At 63.9% G+C, this 20,536-nt stretch carries 23 protein-coding genes and 1 tRNA gene; 13 read left to right on the top strand and 11 right to left on the bottom strand.

Features of this window, described 5'->3' with window-relative positions; all coding sequences use genetic code 11:
• Positions 1 to 6: 6 nt before the first annotated feature.
• The 4 genes from SMN802W_RS17765 to SMN802W_RS18880 all read right to left on the bottom strand — a co-directional run bounded on the left by SMN802W_RS17765 (position 7) and on the right by SMN802W_RS18880 (position 7,289).
• The gene (locus SMN802W_RS17765) at positions 7 to 2,421 is read right to left on the bottom strand and encodes a PAS domain-containing sensor histidine kinase (protein WP_019515364.1); all 2,415 of its coding nucleotides are present in this window, start codon (positions 2,419 to 2,421) and stop codon (positions 7 to 9) included.
• A gap of 59 nt (positions 2,422 to 2,480) precedes the next feature.
• Positions 2,481 to 5,279, bottom strand: a complete 2,799-nt coding sequence (locus SMN802W_RS0102775; RefSeq protein ID WP_019515365.1) for a PAS domain-containing protein — start codon at positions 5,277 to 5,279, stop codon at positions 2,481 to 2,483.
• 549 nt (positions 5,280 to 5,828) lie between these two features.
• On the bottom strand, positions 5,829 to 6,878 hold the full coding sequence (locus tag SMN802W_RS0102780; protein WP_019515366.1) for a plasmid recombination protein: 1,050 nt from the start codon (positions 6,876 to 6,878) through the stop codon (positions 5,829 to 5,831).
• Positions 6,879 to 7,049: 171 nt separating this feature from the next.
• Complete coding sequence (locus SMN802W_RS18880; RefSeq protein WP_037522975.1) at positions 7,050 to 7,289, bottom strand: helix-turn-helix domain-containing protein; 240 nt, start codon at positions 7,287 to 7,289, stop codon at positions 7,050 to 7,052.
• Between the two features lie 227 nt (positions 7,290 to 7,516).
• Here SMN802W_RS18880 and SMN802W_RS0102795 point away from each other — a divergent pair, with 227 nt between their 5' ends.
• The 9 genes from SMN802W_RS0102795 (at position 7,517) to SMN802W_RS0102830 (ending at position 11,800) form a co-directional block, all read left to right on the top strand.
• Complete coding sequence (locus SMN802W_RS0102795) at positions 7,517 to 7,699, top strand: hypothetical protein (protein ID WP_019515369.1); 183 nt, start codon at positions 7,517 to 7,519, stop codon at positions 7,697 to 7,699.
• Positions 7,700 to 7,702: 3 nt separating this feature from the next.
• The gene (locus SMN802W_RS0102800) at positions 7,703 to 7,948 is read left to right on the top strand and encodes a hypothetical protein (protein ID WP_019515370.1); all 246 of its coding nucleotides are present in this window, start codon (positions 7,703 to 7,705) and stop codon (positions 7,946 to 7,948) included.
• Between the two features lie 12 nt (positions 7,949 to 7,960).
• Positions 7,961 to 8,488 (top strand): hypothetical protein, encoded by a 528-nt coding sequence (locus tag SMN802W_RS0102805; protein WP_019515371.1) that lies wholly within the window; start codon positions 7,961 to 7,963, stop codon positions 8,486 to 8,488.
• Positions 8,489 to 8,491: 3 nt separating this feature from the next.
• Positions 8,492 to 9,097: a hypothetical protein gene (locus SMN802W_RS0102810; RefSeq protein WP_019515372.1), complete on the top strand. Its 606-nt coding sequence runs from the start codon at positions 8,492 to 8,494 to the stop codon at positions 9,095 to 9,097.
• A 46-nt stretch (positions 9,098 to 9,143) separates the two neighbouring features.
• Positions 9,144 to 9,380, top strand: a complete 237-nt coding sequence (locus SMN802W_RS0102815; protein ID WP_019515373.1) for a hypothetical protein — start codon at positions 9,144 to 9,146, stop codon at positions 9,378 to 9,380.
• A 110-nt stretch (positions 9,381 to 9,490) separates the two neighbouring features.
• Positions 9,491 to 9,652 (top strand): hypothetical protein, encoded by a 162-nt coding sequence (locus SMN802W_RS18460; protein ID WP_019515374.1) that lies wholly within the window; start codon positions 9,491 to 9,493, stop codon positions 9,650 to 9,652.
• Between the two features lie 79 nt (positions 9,653 to 9,731).
• Positions 9,732 to 10,244 carry a hypothetical protein gene (locus SMN802W_RS0102825; protein ID WP_019515375.1) on the top strand — a complete coding sequence of 171 codons (513 nt, stop codon included), beginning with the start codon at positions 9,732 to 9,734 and terminating at the stop codon, positions 10,242 to 10,244.
• 45 nt (positions 10,245 to 10,289) lie between these two features.
• Positions 10,290 to 10,661: a hypothetical protein gene (locus SMN802W_RS17770; RefSeq protein ID WP_083925553.1), complete on the top strand. Its 372-nt coding sequence runs from the start codon at positions 10,290 to 10,292 to the stop codon at positions 10,659 to 10,661.
• Positions 10,658 to 11,800 carry a glutathionylspermidine synthase family protein gene (locus SMN802W_RS0102830; RefSeq protein WP_019515376.1) on the top strand — a complete coding sequence of 381 codons (1,143 nt, stop codon included), beginning with the start codon at positions 10,658 to 10,660 and terminating at the stop codon, positions 11,798 to 11,800. The genes SMN802W_RS17770 and SMN802W_RS0102830 overlap by 4 nt, the downstream gene beginning before the upstream one ends.
• A gap of 61 nt (positions 11,801 to 11,861) precedes the next feature.
• Here SMN802W_RS0102830 and SMN802W_RS17775 read toward each other — a convergent pair whose 3' ends face one another.
• From SMN802W_RS17775 to SMN802W_RS0102845, 5 genes are all read right to left on the bottom strand, one after another.
• Positions 11,862 to 12,683, bottom strand: a complete 822-nt coding sequence (locus tag SMN802W_RS17775) for a TonB family protein (protein ID WP_162139987.1) — start codon at positions 12,681 to 12,683, stop codon at positions 11,862 to 11,864.
• Positions 12,684 to 13,080: 397 nt separating this feature from the next.
• A complete protein-coding gene (locus tag SMN802W_RS0102835) occupies positions 13,081 to 13,326 on the bottom strand; it encodes a hypothetical protein (RefSeq protein WP_019515377.1) in 246 nt (81 codons plus the stop codon).
• Positions 13,327 to 13,416: 90 nt separating this feature from the next.
• Entirely contained in the window at positions 13,417 to 13,884 is a 468-nt protein-coding gene (locus SMN802W_RS18090; protein ID WP_156818691.1) for a hypothetical protein, read from the bottom strand.
• Between the two features lie 537 nt (positions 13,885 to 14,421).
• Positions 14,422 to 14,508: transfer RNA gene (locus SMN802W_RS0102840), tRNA-Leu, on the bottom strand.
• A gap of 110 nt (positions 14,509 to 14,618) precedes the next feature.
• Positions 14,619 to 15,335, bottom strand: coding sequence for a zinc-ribbon domain-containing protein (locus SMN802W_RS0102845; protein ID WP_026325673.1), 717 nt, complete (start codon positions 15,333 to 15,335; stop codon positions 14,619 to 14,621).
• Between the two features lie 181 nt (positions 15,336 to 15,516).
• Between SMN802W_RS0102845 and ftsE the strand changes: the two genes are divergently transcribed.
• Genes ftsE through SMN802W_RS0102865 form a run of 4 tightly spaced genes read left to right on the top strand, consistent with a single transcriptional unit; the run spans position 15,517 to position 18,320 of the window.
• Positions 15,517 to 16,221 (top strand): cell division ATP-binding protein FtsE, encoded by a 705-nt coding sequence (gene ftsE / locus SMN802W_RS0102850; protein WP_026325674.1) that lies wholly within the window; start codon positions 15,517 to 15,519, stop codon positions 16,219 to 16,221.
• On the top strand, positions 16,218 to 17,105 hold the full coding sequence (locus SMN802W_RS0102855) for a cell division protein FtsX (RefSeq protein ID WP_019515380.1): 888 nt from the start codon (positions 16,218 to 16,220) through the stop codon (positions 17,103 to 17,105). The genes ftsE and SMN802W_RS0102855 overlap by 4 nt, the downstream gene beginning before the upstream one ends.
• Positions 17,102 to 17,638, top strand: a complete 537-nt coding sequence (locus SMN802W_RS0102860; RefSeq protein WP_019515381.1) for a YdcF family protein — start codon at positions 17,102 to 17,104, stop codon at positions 17,636 to 17,638. Before SMN802W_RS0102855 ends, SMN802W_RS0102860 begins: the two co-directional genes overlap by 4 nt.
• A complete protein-coding gene (locus SMN802W_RS0102865) occupies positions 17,631 to 18,320 on the top strand; it encodes a lysophospholipid acyltransferase family protein (protein ID WP_019515382.1) in 690 nt (229 codons plus the stop codon). The genes SMN802W_RS0102860 and SMN802W_RS0102865 overlap by 8 nt, the downstream gene beginning before the upstream one ends.
• Positions 18,321 to 18,360: 40 nt before the next feature.
• On the opposite strand, the gene SMN802W_RS0102870 is transcribed toward SMN802W_RS0102865, so the two are convergent.
• Positions 18,361 to 19,269 carry a prephenate/arogenate dehydrogenase family protein gene (locus tag SMN802W_RS0102870; RefSeq protein WP_019515383.1) on the bottom strand — a complete coding sequence of 303 codons (909 nt, stop codon included), beginning with the start codon at positions 19,267 to 19,269 and terminating at the stop codon, positions 18,361 to 18,363.
• Positions 19,269 to 20,441, bottom strand: coding sequence for a histidinol-phosphate transaminase (gene hisC / locus SMN802W_RS0102875; RefSeq protein WP_051083442.1), 1,173 nt, complete (start codon positions 20,439 to 20,441; stop codon positions 19,269 to 19,271). Before hisC ends, SMN802W_RS0102870 begins: the two co-directional genes overlap by 1 nt.
• Positions 20,442 to 20,536 lie beyond the last annotated feature (95 nt).

Raw genomic sequence — 20,536 nt, forward strand, 5'->3', positions numbered from 1 at the left:
TACGCCTTACGCCTCTTGGACCTGATAGAGCGGCGCCGTCGCGCGCATCGTCAGACCTTCAGTTTCGTAGCAAAGCGTAACGCCTCCCGAGCCACTTAGACCCATGCGGATAATCCGCGACCCAAAACCTTTTCGGGTCGGCTCCACCGCCGGCGGACCGCCGCGCTCAGTCCAGCTGAAGTCGAGCACGTCCTTACCTTCGTGTTGGCTCACCGCCCATATCACCGCGACGCTGCCGTCCGCGGTGGTCAACGCGCCGTATTTGGCGGCGTTGGTCGCCAGTTCGTGCAGCATGAGGGAAAGCGCAAGCGTCGCACGTGGCCCCATCATCACGTCCGGGCCTGACAGCAGGAAGCGATCCTCACCGAAAGTCTCAAGCGCCTTCCGCGCCACCTCGTTCAACTTGGCACTCGACCAGTTGTCGCGGGTCAGCACATCGTTCGCCGAGGCGAGTGCGCCGAGCCGCTGACCAAACGCGGCGACGGCTTCCTGATCCTGCGCCTTGCCGAGCGTCTGGTGAGCAATAGCCTGCACCACGCTCATGGTGTTCTTGATGCGGTGCGCCAGCTCTCCGTTCAGAAGGTGCTGCTGTTCGCGCGCCTTCTGTAATTCGGTGTGATCGCGCGACACGGACAGGATGCGGCTGACCTCACCATCCGGGCCAGGGATCGGCGACACCGAGATCGACCAGTGCTTGGGTGTTCCGAGGTAGGTGTCGGCAGCGGCTTCGAAGTGCGTCGTCTCACCTCGTTTGGCCGCTTCTATCGCTTCCATCGCGAGCGCAGAGCCGCCTCCCTTGAGGAAGTCGGGCCACGGGCAACCTCTTACCGAATTGAAGTCGCTGATCTCCATGACCTTCATGCCCTCGTCGCTCATGAACGAGAGACGCCCGTCCAGCTCCACCACCTTGATGCAATCGGTCGAGGCAGCGAGCACGCTGCTCAGGAAGGTGGCGGTCTCCTTTGCCTCCTTTTCCGCGCGACGACGATCGAGCGCGGTCCAGGTCCGATTGCCGGCATCGGCGATGAATTGCAGCTCTTCCAGCGTCCAATTGCGTGGCGCGTCAGAATTGACGGAGAGGATCGCGACCGTGCGGCCCTTCTCGATGATCGGACGGTTGACCAGGCTGCGGACCGATACCGATTCCAGCGGCGCGGTGTCGTCCAATGTGCGGGCATCGAGGCGAATGTCGGGGATGACGACAGTGCGACCTTGGCGCAGGTCTTCGGCGTAGCCGCCATAATCATCCATGCGGTAGGTGCCGGCGAGGCTGGGGTAGCCCGGTGCCGTCCAGTCGTTCGGCACGGTGAACGTCTCGCCGTCTTCACCGACCGCGCCGTAGCCCACGCGGCCAACGCCGAGTGTCCGGCCGATAATGGCGGTGGCGGCACGCACCACGTCGTCGGGATCGTTGATGGCTATCAGCGCTCTGCCAAGCTCGGCCAGCGCCTCGCGACGCTGGTCGGAGCGGACGCGATCGGTGACTTCTAGAAATAGCACGGTGAAGTGATCGGGTCCGGCTGGCTGGCACACTCCGTCATACCAGCGATGCAGATTACCGACCTGACACGTGAAGCGGATTGCCTGCCCCGTCTCGACGACCCGGGCAAACTCCATCACCCACTCATCCTCGATGCCGGGAAACACCTCGCGGATGGTGCGGCCTACAGCGCATCCGCGTTCGATGCCGACGAGATCATACCAAGCGCTGTTCACCTCCTCGTAGCACCAGTCGACGATCACGCCGCTTGTGTCGCGCACCACCTTGGCGAAGATGAACCCTTCTTCCAACGTCTCGAACAGCTCGCGCCATTTGGTTTCGGTGTTCGCCAGCGTGATGATCCCATTATCACGTTCGCGTAGCGCCTTAAGGCGCGGTGTGCTGTCAGAAGTGACATTCAACAGGCCGAGCACGTCCCCGCTGGCTCCGCGTATCGGAGAATAGGCGAAGTCCCACCACGTCTCTTCCGGAAACCCGTTGCGCGTCATGGTCAGCGGCTGATCGCGGAACGCTACGCTCTCGCCCGAGAACACGCGATTGATCAGAGGCGCGATCTCAGGCCACAGCTCGGGCCACACCGTGGCCGTTGGCTGCCCCAGCGCCGCAGGGTGCCGCGCACCAAGGATGGGTGCGTAGCCGTCGTTGTAGAGCAGGATGCGTTCCGGGCCCCAAATGACGCACATCGGGTGAAGTGAGGCCAGCATCGTGTCGACAGTGACGCTGAGCGCGGCAGGCCAGGTGTCGCGAGCGCCCAACGGACTTGCCTGCCAATCGTGCGCGGCGATCAGGTCGGTCATGCGCGGTGCGTCATGCGCGTCGCTCAAGACAACGCCCTCAACGTAGCTCACCATTCCTGCCGTCGCTTCCTCGACCGAACCATCAACAAATCCGCTTCCTAGATGCTGCGCCGTGCTGATCATCGCCTCAGCTCTAAAGCATGGCTCGGTAGCACCGATGGCTCGCAGCCTGTTCCCGCCTCTCAGGTCGTGCCGATCGTCACGGGCGTCTTGCCGGTGCTTTCCTCTGCCTCAGCGGTTCGAATAGCCTTGACCAATGCCTCAGCGTCGTAAGGCTTAGACAAAACGACGCAGTCCGCTTCGTTTGCCACCGCAGCAGGATCGCCGGTTGCAAACACGACCACCGCGTCGGGGCGAAGATCACGCGCCCTATTGGCCAGTTCACGCCCCGACGCACCCGGCAAATTAAGGTCGGTAACCAACACATCCACAGGGGCCGTTTGCAAGGCCGTGAGAGCTTCTTCGGCGCTCGATGCTTCCACCACAACGAAGCCGGCCGCTTCGAGCATCTCACCGGTCGTCACTCGGATGAGATCGTCGTCCTCGACCAAGAGCGCCGTCTGCCGGATGGTGGAGGATGGAGCGATGGGTGCCGAGCACGTCGTGACCAGCTCAGGCGCCGCTGACCCTGTCGTTGCCACTTGTCTGCGCTGCTGCTGGTTAGCCAGCACATGGCGGAACTTTCGGGCCAACGCGTCGCGCGTGTAAGGCTTGGATAGCAGCTCGATTCCTCGATCGAGCTTGCCGCCGTGCACGATCGAGTTTTCGGTGTAGCCGCTGGTAAAAAGCACGGCGAGATCGGGCAGGCGCTCTCGTGCCTTGCGCGCCAGTTCCGGGCTCTTGAGCTTACCCGGCATCACTACGTCGGTGAAAAGAATGTCGATGGGGATGCCGCTTTCGATCACCGCAAGCGCGCTGGTCGCTTCGGGTGCTTTCAGAACGCGGTAGCCGAGGTCGGTCAGCATCTCGACGACGGTTGCACGAACCTCTTCGTCGTCCTCCACAACCAGCACGGTTTCCGTGCCGCCGGTGACCGGACCCGTATCGTTGACCACTTCGAGGTCCTCAGCGTCGGTAGCCCGCGGCAGATACAGCCGGATGGTCGTGCCTTCGCCGACCTCCGAATAGATGTTCACGTGGCCGCCGGACTGCTTGACGAAGCCGTAGACCATCGAGAGGCCAAGGCCCGAGCCTTTACCCTCCGCCTTGGTCGAGAAGAACGGCTCGAACACCTTGGCGATGATCTCGGGCGACATGCCGGAGCCGGTGTCGCTCACTGCCAGCATGACGTACTGCCCAGGTGTTACTTCCTCGTGGAGGCGTGCGTATGCGTCGTCGAGGTGCGCGTTCGCCAACTCGATTGTCAGCTTGCCACGCCCCTCCATCGCGTCGCGCGCGTTGATCGCAAGATTGAGCAACGCATTCTCGATCTGTGCAGGGTCGATGAAGGTGTTCCAGAGACCACCCGAGAAGATGGTTTCGATCTCGATCGCCTCGCCGATCGCTCGGCGGAGCATGTCGTCCATGCCTTGAACGAAGCGGGTGACGTTGACGACCTTGGGCTCGAGCGCCTGACGCCGCCCGAATGCGAGCAATTGAGCGGCGAGCTTCGCGCCCCGCGTGACACCGGACATCGCGTTGTTGACGCGCTTCTCGGCCCGCTCGTTCCCGGCAACGTCCTGCATGAGCAGCTGGAGATTGCCGCCGACGACCTGAAGCAGATTGTTGAAGTCGTGCGCGACGCCGCCCGTCAGCTTGCCGACCGTCTCCATCTTCTGTGCTTGCGCGAGCTTGACCTCTGCCTGGCGGCGCTCCGCGATCTCGTCGATCACGCGGCTCTCCAGTGTCTCGTTCAGCTGGCGGAGCTGATCCTCCGCGCGCTCGCGATGCCGAACCTGCCGCGACAAGCTGTCGGCGTGCTCGCGCAGGCTTGCCTCCGCCGCGCGCTGGTGGGTGATGTCGGTGTGGACACCAACCCACTCGCTGATCTCGCCGACATCGTCGAGAATGGGCAAGGCTCGGATTGCAAAGGTCCGCCACTCGCCATCGTGACGGCACACACGGTGCTCGTGCACGAACATGCTGCGCGTGGACACGGCCTGGTTCCAGGCAATGACCGACGCAGCCGCGTCATCGGGGTGAACGGCAGAGGCCCAACCGAACCCTTGGTACTGGTCCTGGGTTTGCCCGGTCAGCAGGCTCCAGCCGGGCTGCTCGCCGACCATCCTTCCATCGGCGCTGTTGGTCCACAGAACTCCGTGCACCGCCTCCATCGCGGTGCGGAAGCGATTGTTACTCGCCTTGATCTCCCGCTCGCGCTCGACACGGTCACTAACGTCGATGCCGAGGATGTAGACCCCGAGCGTCTCATCGTCCTCGGTGGTGTGCGGGACATAACGGAGCTCGGTCTGACGCGGACCGAGGTCACGGTGGTGGAGCACAGTTTCGGCAACAAGCGAAGTGCCGCTCAACGCCAGCTCGAGGTCTGATGCTCGCGAGCGATAAGCCTCCTCGCTGAGCACGTCGCGCACGTGCCTGCCGATCATCGCTTCGGGAGCAATACCGAACCACGCTTCGTAGTCCGCATTCGCGAACCGGTAGACGTGATCGCGGTCTACGTACGACACCAGCATCGGCACAGCGTCTGAGATGCGACGCAGTTCGGCCTCGCTAGCCGACAGCTTCCGCTCGATCGCGATCCGCGCACTGTTGTCGATCATGGTGCAGAGCACGCCGCCTGGAACGCCGTCCGAGTCATAAACGGGTGTATAGAACAGACCCAGCACGAGGGTCTGGGGACCTGCCGGACGTTCGAAAACGATCGGCTGATCGAGATAGGACCTGGTTTCTCCCGTGAGGACAGCCGCCAGCACCGGACGGTTCCAGTCCCACACCTCCGGGAACGCCTCTGCTACGGGCGTGCCAAGCGCCAACGGGTGACGATCGCCTGCGATCTCGCGATAGGCATCGTTGTAGAACATGACGTGGTCCGGTCCCCACATCAGCACCTTGGCCACCGGCGAGTTGACCAGGTTTGAGACGGTTGTCCGGAGCTCTGGCGACCAACCTTCCGGAGCGCCAAGAGGAGTCCGGCTCCAATCGCGATTGCGGATGAGGGAGCCGCATTCACCGCCTGCCAAGGGCCAATCGAGGGTCATCGATCGGGAAGCTGGCGTCTGACCGTCGCGCAAAGAGCGTAGCCCTGCTCGCACGACCTCGCTGACGTTGGCGTAATCACCAGATGCCAGGCTGTCCGAAATAAAAGTCTTCAGCTCGGGCGTGAGGGACACGTTGCAGGAGAGGCGCGCGGTCATGAGGCCACATTGCATAAAACCGTTGTGTGTCAATGGATGGCACAAAGTGAGCGAAGGTGCGTGATAGCGAGTGCTGAGACGCCTCTTCGTGCTTTCGAGTAGCTTTGGCGCCAGCGGGGAACGGGAAGGCTCAAGAAGGTTGGGCGGCTTGCCCAACCTTCTTACCCATCATGTCATTGGCGACTGTTGCCGCGTGCTCCTGCTGCCAGCAGAAAATCAACGGGCAAGCCGCTGTGATCGGATTGAGCGTCGCGTGCGTCCGCCAGCGCAGATTGCTCGACGAGCCCGCCCAGCCGCAGCACCTCCGCCACGTTCGCGGGTAGATCGGCGGTGAAGGGTTCGTAGCGCATGGCGGAAAGCGGTCGCCCTCGCCGCGGTCTTTTGCGAGCGCTCGGATGCGGCCTGGAATTTGACCACGACGCTTGCATGCCGGCGGCGTTCGACTTCCAGTCGGTTGATCAACCCACGGGCTTTCCGTTTCTCCGCCTCCGCCTCATTGACGATGCGTGCCTGCTCGCGGTGAACTTCCTGCCAGCGGGCTTTCTCTGCCTCGTGAAGGTCGTTGAACCTTGCCTTGGCGATCTGTGCGGCTTCGATGGCTTGATCCATCGCGTCCTTTCTGCGCTTCAACTTCGCGAGTTCATCGGAGTAGGGACGCCGCTTGCGCTCAGATCGCTCGGCGCCGCGGCTGAGCCCGAACGGCTGCATGGTTTCAGCGTAGAGATCGTGAGCGCGCTGGAACTGCCCCGGTCCGCTGATTACCCGCGCGTCGAGCGTCCACGTCTCACCATCAGCCGGTCGTCGCTTGTTTGTCCGCAGGAGGAGGCCAAGAACAAAAACGTGAATATGCGGCGTGTGCTCATCAAGATGGAGCACCGCTGCGACGATGCGGTCGGCTTCCCAGATACGCTCAGCCGCCTGGATTGCCGCCCCGATCCACGCGCCTGTTCGCTTCATCGGCTCAGGGCCACCTTCGTCCGTGAAGAAGGCATGCGAGGCAGATAGGATCACCTCAAAACCGATCACCCCATTCTTGCGGATGGCGTCAGGGTCGATACCGTGCGCAAGCATCTTCGCGCGGATGTCGGATTGCAGATTGCCGGTGCCGATCAGGTGCACGGGCAGCGGCGCGCCCTCCTTGCAATGCGGGAGTGGCTCTGCGCGGTTGTTGTGCTGGTTGATCTTGTCGACGCGCTGCCAGTTCTTGACCGGACCGCGTGGATCGAAGGACACCACTCCGTAGCTGGTTTGCATCGCCATCTCCATGATGGCCTTATTCTGGCAGCAAGACGGAAAATGCCGCAATCACCCCCTCGAAAATATACTTTCGACGAACAAGCGATAGTTTCGGCCCGCTCGCTGTTGCTTGTAGCGCTAAGCCTATTAGCGGTTTGGAAGGTGATCTCGAGTCTAAACGGCTGGAGGAAATTAGAAAGGCTACTTGGTGGCGCGGCGCACACCTTCTCCGCCGCTTGGCGAGCGATCACCGGGATAGATGAGCACCAAGCCTGCTGCCTCCACCGCGTTTCGCAGGGCCTGCACGGTTACGGTCTGCACCAGCTGCCCGCTTTCGAAGCGCTTCACGGTAGCAAGACCAAGGCCCGCAGCGCTCGCCAAATCCTGAGCCGACCAACCGAGCAATGCCCTTGCGGCACGACACTGATCGGGAGACATCATATCGAGCCTTTTAGCATCAAAAGAACGATTGCGAACAACCGCGAACGCTGATACCAATCAGCTCAAGACGGCCGAACGCGGAGATTGAGCCCTCCAAGTCCGGCCTGACCACCACGATCATCAGGAGATCGAGAATGGCTACGAACACCCTACCGGCACCCGTGTGCCCGGCCAAGATCGCGCATGTAAAATCCGGCCTTAGTCGTGCGACCGCCCATGCAGTCGACATGGCGCGCCTGCACCTGCGCACCGGGAACCCTGGTGCATATGCCCGCACGTTGGCGGGCGAACACCGCTCGACCAACAGCCGCCAGCAGCGCGCCATTGAGGCGGTGATCGCCAGCGACGCCCGCGACCACCTGTTCACGCGGCATCCGATCAATGGCTGCCTGCTCGCACGGGAGGGCTGATCCATGACCACGTCGCATCCATCCGTCGCCAACGCGCTGCTTCAAGACGCCGTATCGAGCGCCGCCGCCACGCTGTTCGCAATCAGTTCCGGGGACATGTTCCGCACCGTGCCAGAAGGTAAGGAAGAGGCGGAAGCGTTCAACCACGGCTGCTTTCTGCTGAGTATGCTGGAGCAGCACCTGCGCCATGTTCAGTCGCTGGTCGACCAGATCGACCGCGACGCTGCAACCGCCAAATCGGAGGGCTGACCGATGAACGCCATGAGCCTTCACAGCGTCTTCTCGACCCTGCTGACCCGCTACCGGCAGCAGGTTACCGACCTCGACGCCGCCGCCGATCAGGACGACATCGATCGTCTGGTGAACGCATCACAGGACACGCTTTCCGAGCTGGCAGGCACCCGCCCGCGCAGCGCGGCCGCAATGGCGGACAAGGTGCAGGAGCTTATCCGCCGCTACGACGACTTCGGCGCTCTGCCGATGGACCTCGTTCGCGAACTGCTCGCAGACACGTACCATCTCGCGTCCGAACCCGGTCTGACGCTCGCATGGGTGCACCTGTGGAGCGACCTCGGTGGCTGGATCATCGACCAGGGGGAGGGGCACCGCTACCTCGGTCTGCCCGAGCCGTTGCGAGTGACCGATACGTTCACGGCCAATCTGCCGGCCGCATACAAGCCCTGCAACGAGGCGGAAGCCGTGGGTGCGTCCAAGGCGCTGCGTGCCCTGCTGCACCTCGCGGGTCGGCACGCTGCCGATCACGTCTTTGCCTTCGCGCAGGAGGCTTGAGCCATGAACAGCCCATCCACCTTCCACTCGCTTCTCGCAGGCGTTGCATCGGTCGCACTCGTCTTGCCGGCAACAGCGCAATCGGTGAGCGTCAGCACACCTTTGGCGCTGGCGCTGGCGACCTACCGGGCGGCAGAAGCCGACCTCGCCCAACATGAGCTGATTCACTACACGCCGATCAAGGCGCATGTGTCTGCGCTGATCGACGCACTTCCTCACACGCAGGTGACGCTACGTGACGGCGCGATCTGGTCGTCTGACGATCGCGTCAGGATTGTCGCCGCAGAGAAAATCGTTCGCGGTGCCAGCAGGCCGCGGCACGAGCGCTACCAAGCCTATCGAGATCTGCTCGCTGGGCACAAACGACGTGAACGAGCGATCGCCCGCATTCGACGTGAGACAGGCCTCGACGCTGTTCTGGCGGAGTCCGACCGGCTCGGCGGGATCATGGCGACCGCACAGCATGCCGTGCTCAGCGCACCAGCTGAGACGATCACCGACTTGGAAGCCAAGCTCTCGCTCCTCGTCGAGGTGGACGAGGACGACGGCGAATGGCTGTTTCCGATCCTGCTCGCCGACGTGCAACGCATTTCCAGCCCGAAGGCCTGACCACATGGATGTCGCTACAACCAACCGGCAGCCTCTCGAGGCTGGCGTGAACATTGCGCAACCGCAGCCACCTTGCTCCTTCGAGCCGCAGCTATGGCTGTCAGCTCTCACCACGATCGGCGGCGGTTACGCGCTGATGTCTGGGCGCAAGCTGGCCTTCCTGGTGGATGGCTGCGACACTGATGCGCTCGCAGGCGTCATGGGACAGATCATCGGGCAGCCCGGCCGTCAGGAAGCGATCAAGGCATCGATCGAGCGCCGGCAATGCGGGGAGGGGGCGTGATGGGTGCCGTTCCCTATACTCCCGCACACACGCACCAGCGCCGCCCTCGCTGGCGTCGCGAGCGGCGGCGCCCGTGGTGTCGTTGTGGGGGCCTGGCGGGCATCAGCACGATGTTTGCCGCGATACCGTCGTTGCCCCGTGCCGAGCTGGCGCGGCTCACCGAGCGCATGATTGACCGCATGGACGAGATCGACGGCGACCCAGACCTCGAACACCTGCGTGAGGACGACGAGGACACCCACGACCGCGAACAGGAGGAAAACCACGTCTAGCGCCCTAATCTGGCCGTCGCCGCCGCCATTGCCGACGAGCCTGCGTCCCGCCCTGCGCCCGCAACCTCGACGTGACAGCGTGGGGGCGTTTCAGCGTGTCCATCGCTTCGACGAGAGCCTGTCGCTGTCTGCGCAGTATGGCAACGATTGGTGGATACCGATCTATCGTCGCGCCTTTCCGACGCTGATGTCCGCTGTGGCGGTCGAGCATGACGGGGGGGCGCAGCGGGGCGGGATCGATCGGCTGCTGACGCTTGCGTGCGGGCGCACCTACACCGTCGACGAGAAAATCAGGACCGAGGATTGGCCCGACGTTCTGCTGGAGCGATGGTCGAACGAGGGGCTGCGTCGCCCCGGCTGGGTGCAGAAGCCGCTCGCCGCCGACTTCATCGCCTATGCGCACGCGCCGGCCGCGACGTGCGTGCTGCTACCGGTGCCGGCGTTGCAGCGCGCTTGGCGCCAGCATGGGCGACAGTGGATCGGGCTCTACGGGCAGCGACGCGCGCAGAATAACGGATACACCACCGTAAGCGTGCCGGTGCCGCGCTCGGTCCTGATGCAGGCCATAGTCGAAGCGATGTTTGTCTCTTAGACATATGCGCAGGGGCGCTCGCTGGGCGAGCTTGGGGGGTGGGATGTGAGGAAGGATCTGACGATCACGACGGCGATAGCCGCCGCACTGCTGACCGGTGCGTGCAATCGCCGTGATGCTGAATGGACCACGCAGCAAGACACGGCGATCTGCACTGATTCCAGCGGCCGTCGCATCGCTGACGTCAATTGCCGACGAGCGAACGCCGCAGGCGGCCACGGCGGCGGTTGGTATTACCTCAATCGCGGACGCAACATTCCACCGCTTGGCGAGCGCGTTGCCGGTGGCTCGTATCAAGGCAGGTCCGGGGGGCGTTATGTGACGGCCCCGGTGACGACTGCGGTGACCCGGTCTGTTGCGATTAGCCGAGGTGGTTTTGGCTCATCCGCCCGCGGATTCGGCGGCTTCGGAGAATGATCCGGTTGCCGGCTAGGCCGCGAGCCGACTGGCAGCGCAAGGTCGAAGCCGAAGGGCTGATCTGGCACTCGGTCGACGGCCGCCCGTATTGGGACGAGTCCATCTACTACAGCTTCACGCTCTCGCAGATTACCGAGTTGGAGAACGCGACTGCGGAACTCTACCGCCTGTTCATCGCGGCAGGAGATGTGATCGTCGACGATCCCAAGCTACTTACCCGCTTTGGCATACCGCAAATTTTCCACCGGGCAATCCGCGCGGCGTGGGAAAACGAGCCGCCTGCGCTCAACTTCGGCAGATTCGACCTCGGCTATGATGGCGTAAATTCCCCAAAGCTGTTCGAGTTTAACTGTGACACGCCAACCTCGCTACTTGAAGCGGCCGTGATCCAGTGGTCGTGGAAGGAGGCTCAGTTCCCTCGGCTGGACCAGTTCAACAGTATTCACGACAAGCTCGTCGCGAAGTGGCGCGACATCGCCGATCATCTGCCCCCGGTTGTGCATTTCGCTCACGTGTCCGACGAGGCCGGCGAAGACACGGTGACGACCTCATACCTGCGGGACACCGCGCAAGCAGCCGGGATCGCGACCGTGCCGATCCTGGTTGATGACCTAGGCTGGGATAGCGAGCGCCGATGTTTCGTTGACATGGCGGAGCAACGGATTGAGGCGGCGTTCAAGCTTTATCCGTGGGAATGGCTGACAAATGAGGCATTTGCGCCCCAGCTTCTCGAGAGCTTCGAAGACACGCTTTGGATGGAGCCGATCTGGAAGATGATCTGGTCAAACAAAGCGGTGCTGGCGGTCCTCTGGCAGCTGTTCCCCGGCCACTCGAACCTTCTCAAGGCCAGCTTCGACATTCCCTACGGCGACGCCGTGGCCAAGCCGCTGCTGGCACGGGAGGGCGCCAATGTCTCTATTCGGCGGGCAGGCGCCGTAATCGCCGAGACCGTTGGCGACTACGGCGAGGAAGGCTTTATCTACCAGGAGCTCTACCGATTGCCTGAAACGGCGCCGGGCTGTTTCCCGGTGATCGGTAGCTGGATCGTCGACGGCGAGCCGGCGGGCATGGGCATTCGCGAAGATGGGCTGATAACCAGTAACACCGCCCGCTTCGTTCCACATGTGATCGATGATTAAACGCTGCTTCTCGTGGCCTCACGGCGTGCTGACGCGGCCAACCTTTGAACCGATGTTCGTCTCATGAGCTCGGGTAGCCGTAATGCTGAACAGCTGCCCGCGCCGGTGTTGAAGGATACGCAGCACCAGGGCCCATTATGTATCTGACTCGCTGAACGCAGCCGACGTAACCAGTCTTGTTACTGGGTGCCTTCGCTTCGGAGATGATCCGGATGGCGGCTTCACCGAACTCGTTCGACGGTTCTGACGCGAGAACGCGCACGTTGCCCGTTGCGCCCCAAGGCGCCACATCGAACCCGATTATAGCCCAGCCTTCGATCGCGCGCCGTGACCAACTCTCAGGGTATCTGAGCACGGGCTCCTTCTCCCAGTCGACCTCCTTGAGACACGTCGCGCCTGTTGGCCGCAGCTTCTCCATGTCGACGTCGCTCGGCGGTGGCAGGCGGGTGGCGTTACGGTGATAAGGGTTCAAGCAACCACGACGCGGTCCACCCGTCTGCCGTGACTCAGCCATCGACTTGAGCGCCGCACGGTCAAGCACCGGGTTGCGTGTGCTTTCGATGAGTTTCAGCGCCTTCGGCCGGCCCTTCGCGTCCAGGTCGTAGGAAACCACGCTCCAGTCACGGGCGCCAGGTTCGCCACCCAAGCGCGTGAAGTCGGGCAGGATAACACGCAGCCACTGCGCCCGCGGTTCTTGATCGCAATCTCCGCCGGCCGGACGAATTCGCGCCCAACCCTGCTCGGGTAGACGGCCATTCGTCGGCGTTATGGTGTAGGAGATTAGATCACCGACCGGCGCGTCCATCAACGAGGCCGGTTTAGACGTGTAGGTGACCTCGCAACTGTTGTGCGCCGCCGAGACCTTGAAATGGGTTGCTGCCAATGAGGGCGCTATATCGGAGGTGCCTGGATCGTATCCGCTTACCGGCCCGGTGATCGAGAACGGGTAGCCATTGGCATCGATACCGAACTGATAGGTTCGGGGTGGTGTCGCAAGATTCGCCCAACTGAGTGAGACGAATGGCCGCCTGATCGAGGCAGCGGGTAGCGTTGTTGCTCCGCACCGCACATCCCCCGGAAACCAGCGTTGTAAACTCTGGCTCGATGACGGTGGCGGCAGGACGCTAGCGCTCCCCGGCGACCCGGACAGCATGATCGAGATACAGGCCGCAGCACCTGACCACTTAGATTGCATATGCCTCACCGCCTCGCGCTCTATGTGGAAGCGTAGCGATCAGACAGATAGTCAGCAATCATGTCGTGACAGCCAGACGTGGTAGTCAGCTTCGCGAGGTGCGTGGGACGGTTGTGTAGCTGGCGGGATCAATCGCATCAGGCAGGTCCTCTGCCGCAGTGTCGTTTCGCCGGGTCGAATGCAGATGCCGAAGGATGAGTGCGAGATCATCCTCGGTCAGACCTGACGTGCGATCGACAAGCACCCCCGCAGGCATAGGCTCAACGAAGGCGGCGAGGCGGTTGCACGCTGCGCCGAGTTTGGGGTCGGTCGAGTCATCAAACGCAGCCATGCACCATCCTACATTGATGCTGAGGCGGGCAATCAGCAAAGCTATATTCTTCCGCCAGTTTGATGTTAGCGGCTAGCAGCTGCCTAAAAATCAACTCAGCGTAAATCGGAACTGCCCACCCTTGAGAAAAGATAGCTCGTGCTGCGAAATGATATCCATGCCTATGATCATATCAAACCAGCTGTTCGCTTTAATCTCGGCGGCTATATTTGCTTCTGGTATCCAGTATAAAGATCGTTCGACCTCAATCTCGTCATTAACATAAACGCTATTCTCGCAGAAAACGCCTACGTTAATAAGATAGGAGACATGATGGTAGGTTCCTACGCCATTCGTCATAGGTATAAGACCACGAGGAACTAAAAAGCATTCTTTCGCAACGTGAGGAAGAACGCACGTGATGTCCGCTCCTGTGTCCAGCAGAGCACGATATTCACGTATGTGAAATGAGGGCGGCTGGTGCTGTGGTCCAACTGCTGAAGGTATCGGAGCGCCTTCTGAGACGGCCACCGAAACGATTGGCTTACCTTCGAAAAGCTGTCCCGTTATCTGCGGCATGCGACAAAAACCCTAAGTCGATCGGTCGATTGATCACATGCTGCACGGAAAACGGCTTTTCACCAAACCGGATTGAGCCTTCGCGCACTGCGTCGGCGGCCGTGCGAAAATAGTCCACTATCTTCGTGGATTGAATTAGAGCGTACTGGCCGCGATGCGCAGACATCAGATCACTGACAACCTGCTCGAAATACCGGAAATTTTCACGTATCTCGGCTTCGCGAGTAATTGGCATAACGCCGCTCCGATAGATGGCTTCGACGGCCTAACACGCTGAGAATCACGCTGGCAACCGATAGTTCCTAAGCAGAGTCAACCAGACTCATGTGCCGCCTAGGCCGTAATCCTAGGATAGACGCGTGGATATTCAGTAAATCGTTACAGGCGCAATCGCGTGACCGTATTTGCTCAGGGACTTGAGTCACTCGGCAGCAGCTTGCCAACGAGACCAGCCAAGATTGTGGGGATAAAGGTGGGGGATGAGGCTATCCACCCCATCCCTAATCCAACGATCTCAACACCTTAGAGGTGGGAGAATGGTGCGGTCGAGAAGACTCGAACTTCCACGGCCTTTCGGCCACAACGACCTCAACGTTGCGCGTCTACCAGTTCCGCCACGACCGCACACAATGTTCACCGGGCAGGCCCGGCGACTGGCAGGAGCGGGCCTCTAGCAAAGCCGTTCGTGCCTGGCAACGCCGATTGTGCGGGCGGCATCACCTTATCCGATCAACTCAGCTAGCCTCACCGACGAAGCTGAGATCGAGCCGCTTCGAAGAGGCGGGTACGTCGACCTGCGCCGAGTTGAAGTCGATCGCGCCGTTGGCGGGCAGCGTCCGCTGCTGCGGCGTGATCGTCCAGCTGAACACGACGCGGCCGTTCTCGTCACGCAGGTCGGCGCGCAGGTCGGGCACGCGCTGTGCCGCGGAGGACGGATTGGTGATGCGCCCGCTGACCGCGAACAGCTCGGACCCGTTGGTCATCTGCCGCCGCTCGATCGGATTGTCGACGATCCGCAGCGCCGACTGCGCCGGTCCGATGTTGAGACCGGCTTGTTGCGCGAGGCCCGGCGCTGTGGTCCACAGGATCACGCCGACGAGCGCGAGCATGATCAGTCCGGCGGCGATCGACGCGATCGTGCGCACCCGAGCCATGTTGCGGCGCGGGCGGAACGGCGCGCGGTGCGCGAACGCGTCGAAGCCGGCATCCGCCGAGGCAGGATCGGCCGTGATCGTTGGCGATGGCGCGTAACCCGCGGGTGCGAAGCCCGGCTCGGCCGGCGCAGGCATCGCCGCGACGGGCGGCTCGGCCAGTGCCGGCGACGGGAGCGCCGGGCCTTCCTGGAACCAGCTATGCCGGCAATTGGCGCAGCGGACGGTGCGGCCACCGACGCCGACCGCGGAATCGGGCACGAGATAGCGGGTGCGGCATTTGGGACACTCGAGGATCATGACGCCACGCTTACGGTTATCGTCACCAACGTAAACACCCGACATGATGCGCTGGCAAGTATCGAGCATGAAACGGGTGCAATGAACGTGGTTCCAACCCGCGTTCTCGCGCCCGGCTTGATGCAAGACCCTGCGCCATGCGATGGCGGACCTGTTTCAAGCGAAGGGAAGTCGCCGGCCGGTGGCCACGATCGTGCAGTTCGAGAATGTGGGGCTGCGCTACGGCCAGGGCGAGGAGGTCTTGTCGGACCTCTGCTTCTCGCTGACGTCGGGCGAGTTCTACTTCCTCACTGGCGCAAGCGGGGCGGGAAAAACCTCGTTGCTCAAGATGCTGTACCTGGCGCAGCGGCCGACGCGCGGCGCGATCCACCTGTTCGGCACCGACGTGGTCACGTTGCCGCGCTCCCGCATTCCCGGTTTCCGTCGCCGCATCGGAGTGGTCTTTCAGGATTTCCGGCTGGTCCCGCACCTGTCCGCCGCCGACAATATCGCGCTCCCCTTGCGGATCGCGGGCGTGCTGGAGGACGAAGTGCGCGCGGCGGTGTCGGAGATGCTGGCGTGGGTCGGGCTGACCAGCCGCGCCGAGGCGCGCCCGTCGACGCTGTCGGGCGGCGAGCAGCAGCGCGTTGCGATCGCGCGCGCGGTGATCGGCCGTCCCGAGATCCTCGTCGCGGATGAGCCGACCGGCAACGTCGACGAGGACATGGCCGACCGGTTGCTCCAGCTGTTCGCCTCGCTCAACGGGCTTGGCACCACGCTGGTGATCGCGACTCACGACCTACAACTGATCGCGCGGGTGCGATCGGCGCAGATGATGCGGATCGATGGCGGGCGGCTGCTCGACCCGACCGGCCTGTTGCGTCACCCGCCGGGGCGGCACGCGTGAGCGCCGACACTACGACTTCGAGCAAGGCGAGCACGCGCGTCCTCGACACCGCGCGGACCGGGCGAGGCATGATCTGGGTGATCGCGATCATGCTGTTCCTGACCGTGCTGGCGACCGCGGGCGGGATCGGCACCGCGCGGGCGACGCAGGCGGTCGGCGTGCAGCTGGGCGGGCGCGCTACCGTGCAGATCGCCGCCGCCGATCCGGCGCGGCGCGAGGTGATGGCGGGTGAGGTGGCCTCGCTGCTCGCGGGCGTTGCGGGCGCCAGCCACGTTCGCGTCGTGCCGCGCGGCGAGATCGCGCGCTTGCTGCAACCATGGCTCGGCGGCGACGCCGACGACGTCGATCTGCCGATACCGGTGCTCGTCGACGTGACGCTCGCCGATGCGGGCGTGGTGCAGCGGGTCCGCTCCGCGCTGGCCATGTTGCCGGGCGCGCGGCTCGACCTGCACAGCCAGGCACTGGCGCCGGTCCGCGGCTTTCTGCGCACGATGAGCCTGCTCGCCGCGCTGCTGGTCGCGATGATGCTGGGTGCGACCGCGTTCGTCGTCGTGCTGGCGGCGCGCGCGGGGCTGGAGGCGCACCGCGGCACGATCGAGGTCATGCACATGCTGGGCGCGACCGACGTGCAGGTCGCGCGGCTGTTTCAGCGGCGATTGTCGCTCGATGCCGCGCTCGGGGCTGCGGTCGGCGGGGCGGTCGGGCTTGCCACGGTTGCGCTGCTCGGTGCGCAGGCGGGTGCACTCGGGTCCGAACTGCTCGGTGCGGTTACGATCGGCACAACCGGCTGGGCGGTGCTGGTAATGCTGCCGTTCGCGTTCGTCGCGCTCGCCGCCACGGTGGCGCGCCGCGCGGTGGTGCTGAGCCTGGGGCAGATGTTGTGATCCGGCGGCTGGTCGGGCTGGCGCTGATCGCCTGGGCGCTTGGCTTCGCGCTGTTCGCGGTTACGCTGCCGCAGCCGGCGGACGATGCGAGGACCGACGGCATCGTCGTGCCGACCGGCGCGGCGGGACGCATCGACCGCGGGCTCGAGCTGCTGGAGGCAGGCCGCGCGAAGCGGATGCTCGTGACGGGCACCGCACCCGGCGTCCGGCAGCGCGATCTGGTGCGCACCTACGGTTATGCGCCGGTGTTCGCCTGCTGCGTCGATCTGGGGCGCGAGGCGGTCGACACGCGATCGAACGCGGAGGAGATCGCCGGCTGGGTGAAGGAGCATCGCTACCGCTCGGTCCGGCTGGTCACCTCCAACTGGCACGCCAGACGCGCGTCGATGGAGCTGGCGCAGTCGCTCGACCCCGCGGTTTCTGTGGTGATCGACGGCGTGCCCAGCCAGCCGAGCCTGACGCAATTGTTGAACGAATATCACAAGCTGCTGCTGCGCCGCGTGGTATTGTGGTGGGAGAGCTGGCGTGGCTGACGTGGTACGGACCTGGCTGTTTCGATTGTTCTTCGCCATCGGATCGTTGCTGGTCGTGATCGTGATCCCGTTCGTGGCGCTGTTCGGGCAGCGCGCGATGATCGCTTACTCGCATGGATGGGCGCGCTACCACGGCATGATCGCGCGGTGGATCATGGGCGTGCACACCGAGGTGAGCGGTGTGCCCCTTCCAAGCGGCCCGGTGCTCTACGCCGCGAAGCACGAGGCGATGTACGAGACGCTGGAGCTTCCCTACCGGCTTGGCGGTCCGGCGGTCGTAATCAAGCGCGAGCTGGCACAAATCCCGTTATGGGGTTGGGCGGCGCGCATCTATGGCGCATTGCCGGTCGATCGCGAAGCATCGGCAAAGGCGCTCCGCACGCTGATGAGCGATGCGGCCGTGTTCAAGGCGCAAGGGCGATCGGTGATTGTGTTTCCCGAAGGCTCGCGCATGCCGCATGGTGAGCGACCACCGTTGCGCTCAGGCTTTGCGGGCCTCTACCGCGCGCTTGGCTATCCGGTGGTGCCGATTGCGCTCGACAGCGGACGGCGCTGGCCGCGCAACGGACACGCGCATCCGGGACCGGTCCGCGTGCTGATCGGAGAAGCAATCCCGCCCGGCCTGCCGCGCCGCGAGGTCGAGCAGCGTGTCCACGCCGCGATCAACGCGCTGAACAACTGAGCGGCTCGGCGGCGGCTCGTTCCGCTTCCGCCCGGTGCGCTCAGTCGTGCCGTCGCCCGAAGTCGGCGGCGGCATCGTCCTGCCCCTGATCAACGATCGAGCGGCGGATCGCGCGGGTGCGCGCGAAGCGATCGTGGAGCGCGTCGCCATCGCCCCAGCGGATCGCGCGCTGCAACTGCGACAAATCTTCCGAAAAACGCTGCAGCATGTCGAGGACCGCATCCTTGTTCGACAGGAACACGTCGCGCCACATGACGGGATCGGACGCGGCGATGCGCGTGAAGTCGCGGAAACCCCCGGCGGAGAACTTGATGACCTCGCTCTGAGTCACCTGTTGCAGGTCGTCGGCGGTCCCGACGATCGTATAGGCGATCAGGTGCGGCAGGTGGCTGGTGACCGCCAAGACGAGGTCGTGGTGGTCGGGTGCCATCTGCTCGACGTCGGCACCCAGCCGACGCCAGAATTCGGCAACGCGCTCGACCGCCACGGCATCATTCTCGGGTAGCGGCGTGACGATGCACCAGCGGCCGCGGAACAGCGTCGCGAAGCCCGCCTCGGGTCCGCTCTGCTCGGTGCCCGCGACCGGATGCGCGGGGATGACCTGCGCTGCCGGCAGGTGTGCGGTCAGCGCCGCGGCGACCGATGCCTTGCAGCTGCCGACATCGCTGACGATCGCGTCGGCAGGCACGTCGGCCGCGATCTCGGCTGCGACTGCCGCCATTGCGCCGACCGGCACGCACAGGATGACGAGATCGGCATCGGTCACCGCCGCCCCTGCGGTGTCAGTAACGTCGTCGGCGAGCTTGAGCGCGCGTGCCGCCTCGCGCACCTCGGCGCTGGCATCATGCCCGGTCAGCCGCACGCCAGGCATATATTCCCGCACCGCGCGCGCGATCGAGGAGCCGATCAGGCCCAGACCGATGATCGTCACGCGTGCGAAGGGAAGCATCAGCCGCGCTCGATACCCTGATCTGCCGGGGCGACGTGCACAGGGGAGGCGTGCCGCTCGACCAGCGCGCGTAGCGCGGCGACGACCCCGCGCGTCTCATCTTCGGTGCCGATCGTGATGCGCAGCCCTTGTGCGAGCCCCTGACCGGGAAGCCAGCGCACGATGAACCCGGCGTCCATCAGCCCCTTGTACGCGGTTTCCGCGGTCAACTCGCCCTCGAACACGACGAGGACGAAGTTCGCCTCGCTCGGGATCGCACGCAATCCGGCGTTGCCGAGGCCTGCGATCTCAGCCGCGAACCAGGCGCGCCATTCGGCATTGTGGGTGCGTGTCGACGCGACGAAATCGCGATCCTGTACCGCCGCCACTGCGGCGCGCTGGCCGCCGATCGTGATGTTGAACGGCAGGCGGATGCGGTGCAGCGCCTGGATGACGTCGGCGTGCGCATAGCCCCAGCCGATGCGTTCAGCGGCCAGGCCGTGTATTTTAGAGAAGGTGCGCGTAACGAGCACGTTTGACGCGGTACGCGCGAGGTCGAGCCCGCCGTCGTCGTCCGCCGCATCAAGATATTCGGCATAAGCCTGATCGAGCACCAGCAGCACGTGCGCCGGCAGCCCGGCGTGGAGCCGCGCGATCTCGGCGCGCGGCGCGAACGTCCCGGTCGGGTTATTTGGATTGGCGATATAGACGACGCGCGTCCGATCGGTGACGCAGGCGAGCACCGCGTCGACGTCGGTCGCATAGTCGCGGTCGGGCGCGATCACCGGTGTCGCGCCGACACGCCGCGTCGCGATCTCGTACACCGCGAAGCCGTAGCGGACGAAGATCACTTCGTCGCCCGGACCGGCGAAAGCACCCGCGGCGAGGTGGAGGATCTCGTCCGAGCCATTGCCGTAGATGATCCGCGCGGGATCAAGGTCGAACGCCGCTGCGATCGCCTCGCGCACCGGCGCGGCGCTGGCATCAGGATAACGCTCCAGCGTGTCGGCGGCCGAGGCATAGGCCGCGCGTGCGGCAGGCGAGGTGCCGAGCGGGTTCTCGTTCGACGACAGCTTGGCGACCGTGCGCCCGTCATCGGTGGTCGAGCGGCCTGGGATGTAGGGCGCGATGCCCATCACCCATTGTTTCGGAGCGGGAGCGGTTGGGCGCGTGTCGGTCGCAGTGTCAGTCATGGCGCCGAGGCTTAGTGCGCGACGAGCGCGGGGGAAAGCGCGTCGTGCGATGTAGGGGTCGCACCGGTCCCCTCGTTACCTCAACGTGAGCTGGA

This window comes from Sphingomonas sp. Mn802worker (assembly GCF_000382485.1).
Classification (GTDB): domain Bacteria; phylum Pseudomonadota; class Alphaproteobacteria; order Sphingomonadales; family Sphingomonadaceae; genus Sphingomonas.

Bases quoted from the DNA above. Each gene is read 5' to 3' on its own strand.
- SMN802W_RS17765 (WP_019515364.1), bottom strand. From the start codon at position 2,421: ATGATCAGCACGGCGCAGCATCTAGGAAGCGGATTTGTTGATGGTTCG.
- SMN802W_RS0102775 (WP_019515365.1), bottom strand. From the start codon at position 5,279: ATGTTCTACAACGATGCCTATCGCGAGATCGCAGGCGATCGTCACCCG.
- SMN802W_RS0102780 (WP_019515366.1), bottom strand. From the start codon at position 6,878: ATGGAGATGGCGATGCAAACCAGCTACGGAGTGGTGTCCTTCGATCCA.
- SMN802W_RS18880 (WP_037522975.1), bottom strand. From the start codon at position 7,289: ATGATGTCTCCCGATCAGTGTCGTGCCGCAAGGGCATTGCTCGGTTGG.
- SMN802W_RS0102795 (WP_019515369.1), top strand. From the start codon at position 7,517: ATGGCGCGCCTGCACCTGCGCACCGGGAACCCTGGTGCATATGCCCGC.
- SMN802W_RS0102800 (WP_019515370.1), top strand. From the start codon at position 7,703: ATGACCACGTCGCATCCATCCGTCGCCAACGCGCTGCTTCAAGACGCC.
- SMN802W_RS0102805 (WP_019515371.1), top strand. From the start codon at position 7,961: ATGAGCCTTCACAGCGTCTTCTCGACCCTGCTGACCCGCTACCGGCAG.
- SMN802W_RS0102810 (WP_019515372.1), top strand. From the start codon at position 8,492: ATGAACAGCCCATCCACCTTCCACTCGCTTCTCGCAGGCGTTGCATCG.
- SMN802W_RS18460 (WP_019515374.1), top strand. From the start codon at position 9,491: ATGTTTGCCGCGATACCGTCGTTGCCCCGTGCCGAGCTGGCGCGGCTC.
- SMN802W_RS0102830 (WP_019515376.1), top strand. From the start codon at position 10,658: ATGATCCGGTTGCCGGCTAGGCCGCGAGCCGACTGGCAGCGCAAGGTC.
- SMN802W_RS0102835 (WP_019515377.1), bottom strand. From the start codon at position 13,326: ATGGCTGCGTTTGATGACTCGACCGACCCCAAACTCGGCGCAGCGTGC.
- SMN802W_RS18090 (WP_156818691.1), bottom strand. From the start codon at position 13,884: ATGCCGCAGATAACGGGACAGCTTTTCGAAGGTAAGCCAATCGTTTCG.
- SMN802W_RS0102845 (WP_026325673.1), bottom strand. From the start codon at position 15,335: ATGATCCTCGAGTGTCCCAAATGCCGCACCCGCTATCTCGTGCCCGAT.
- SMN802W_RS0102870 (WP_019515383.1), bottom strand. From the start codon at position 19,269: ATGCTTCCCTTCGCACGCGTGACGATCATCGGTCTGGGCCTGATCGGC.
- hisC (WP_051083442.1), bottom strand. From the start codon at position 20,441: ATGACTGACACTGCGACCGACACGCGCCCAACCGCTCCCGCTCCGAAA.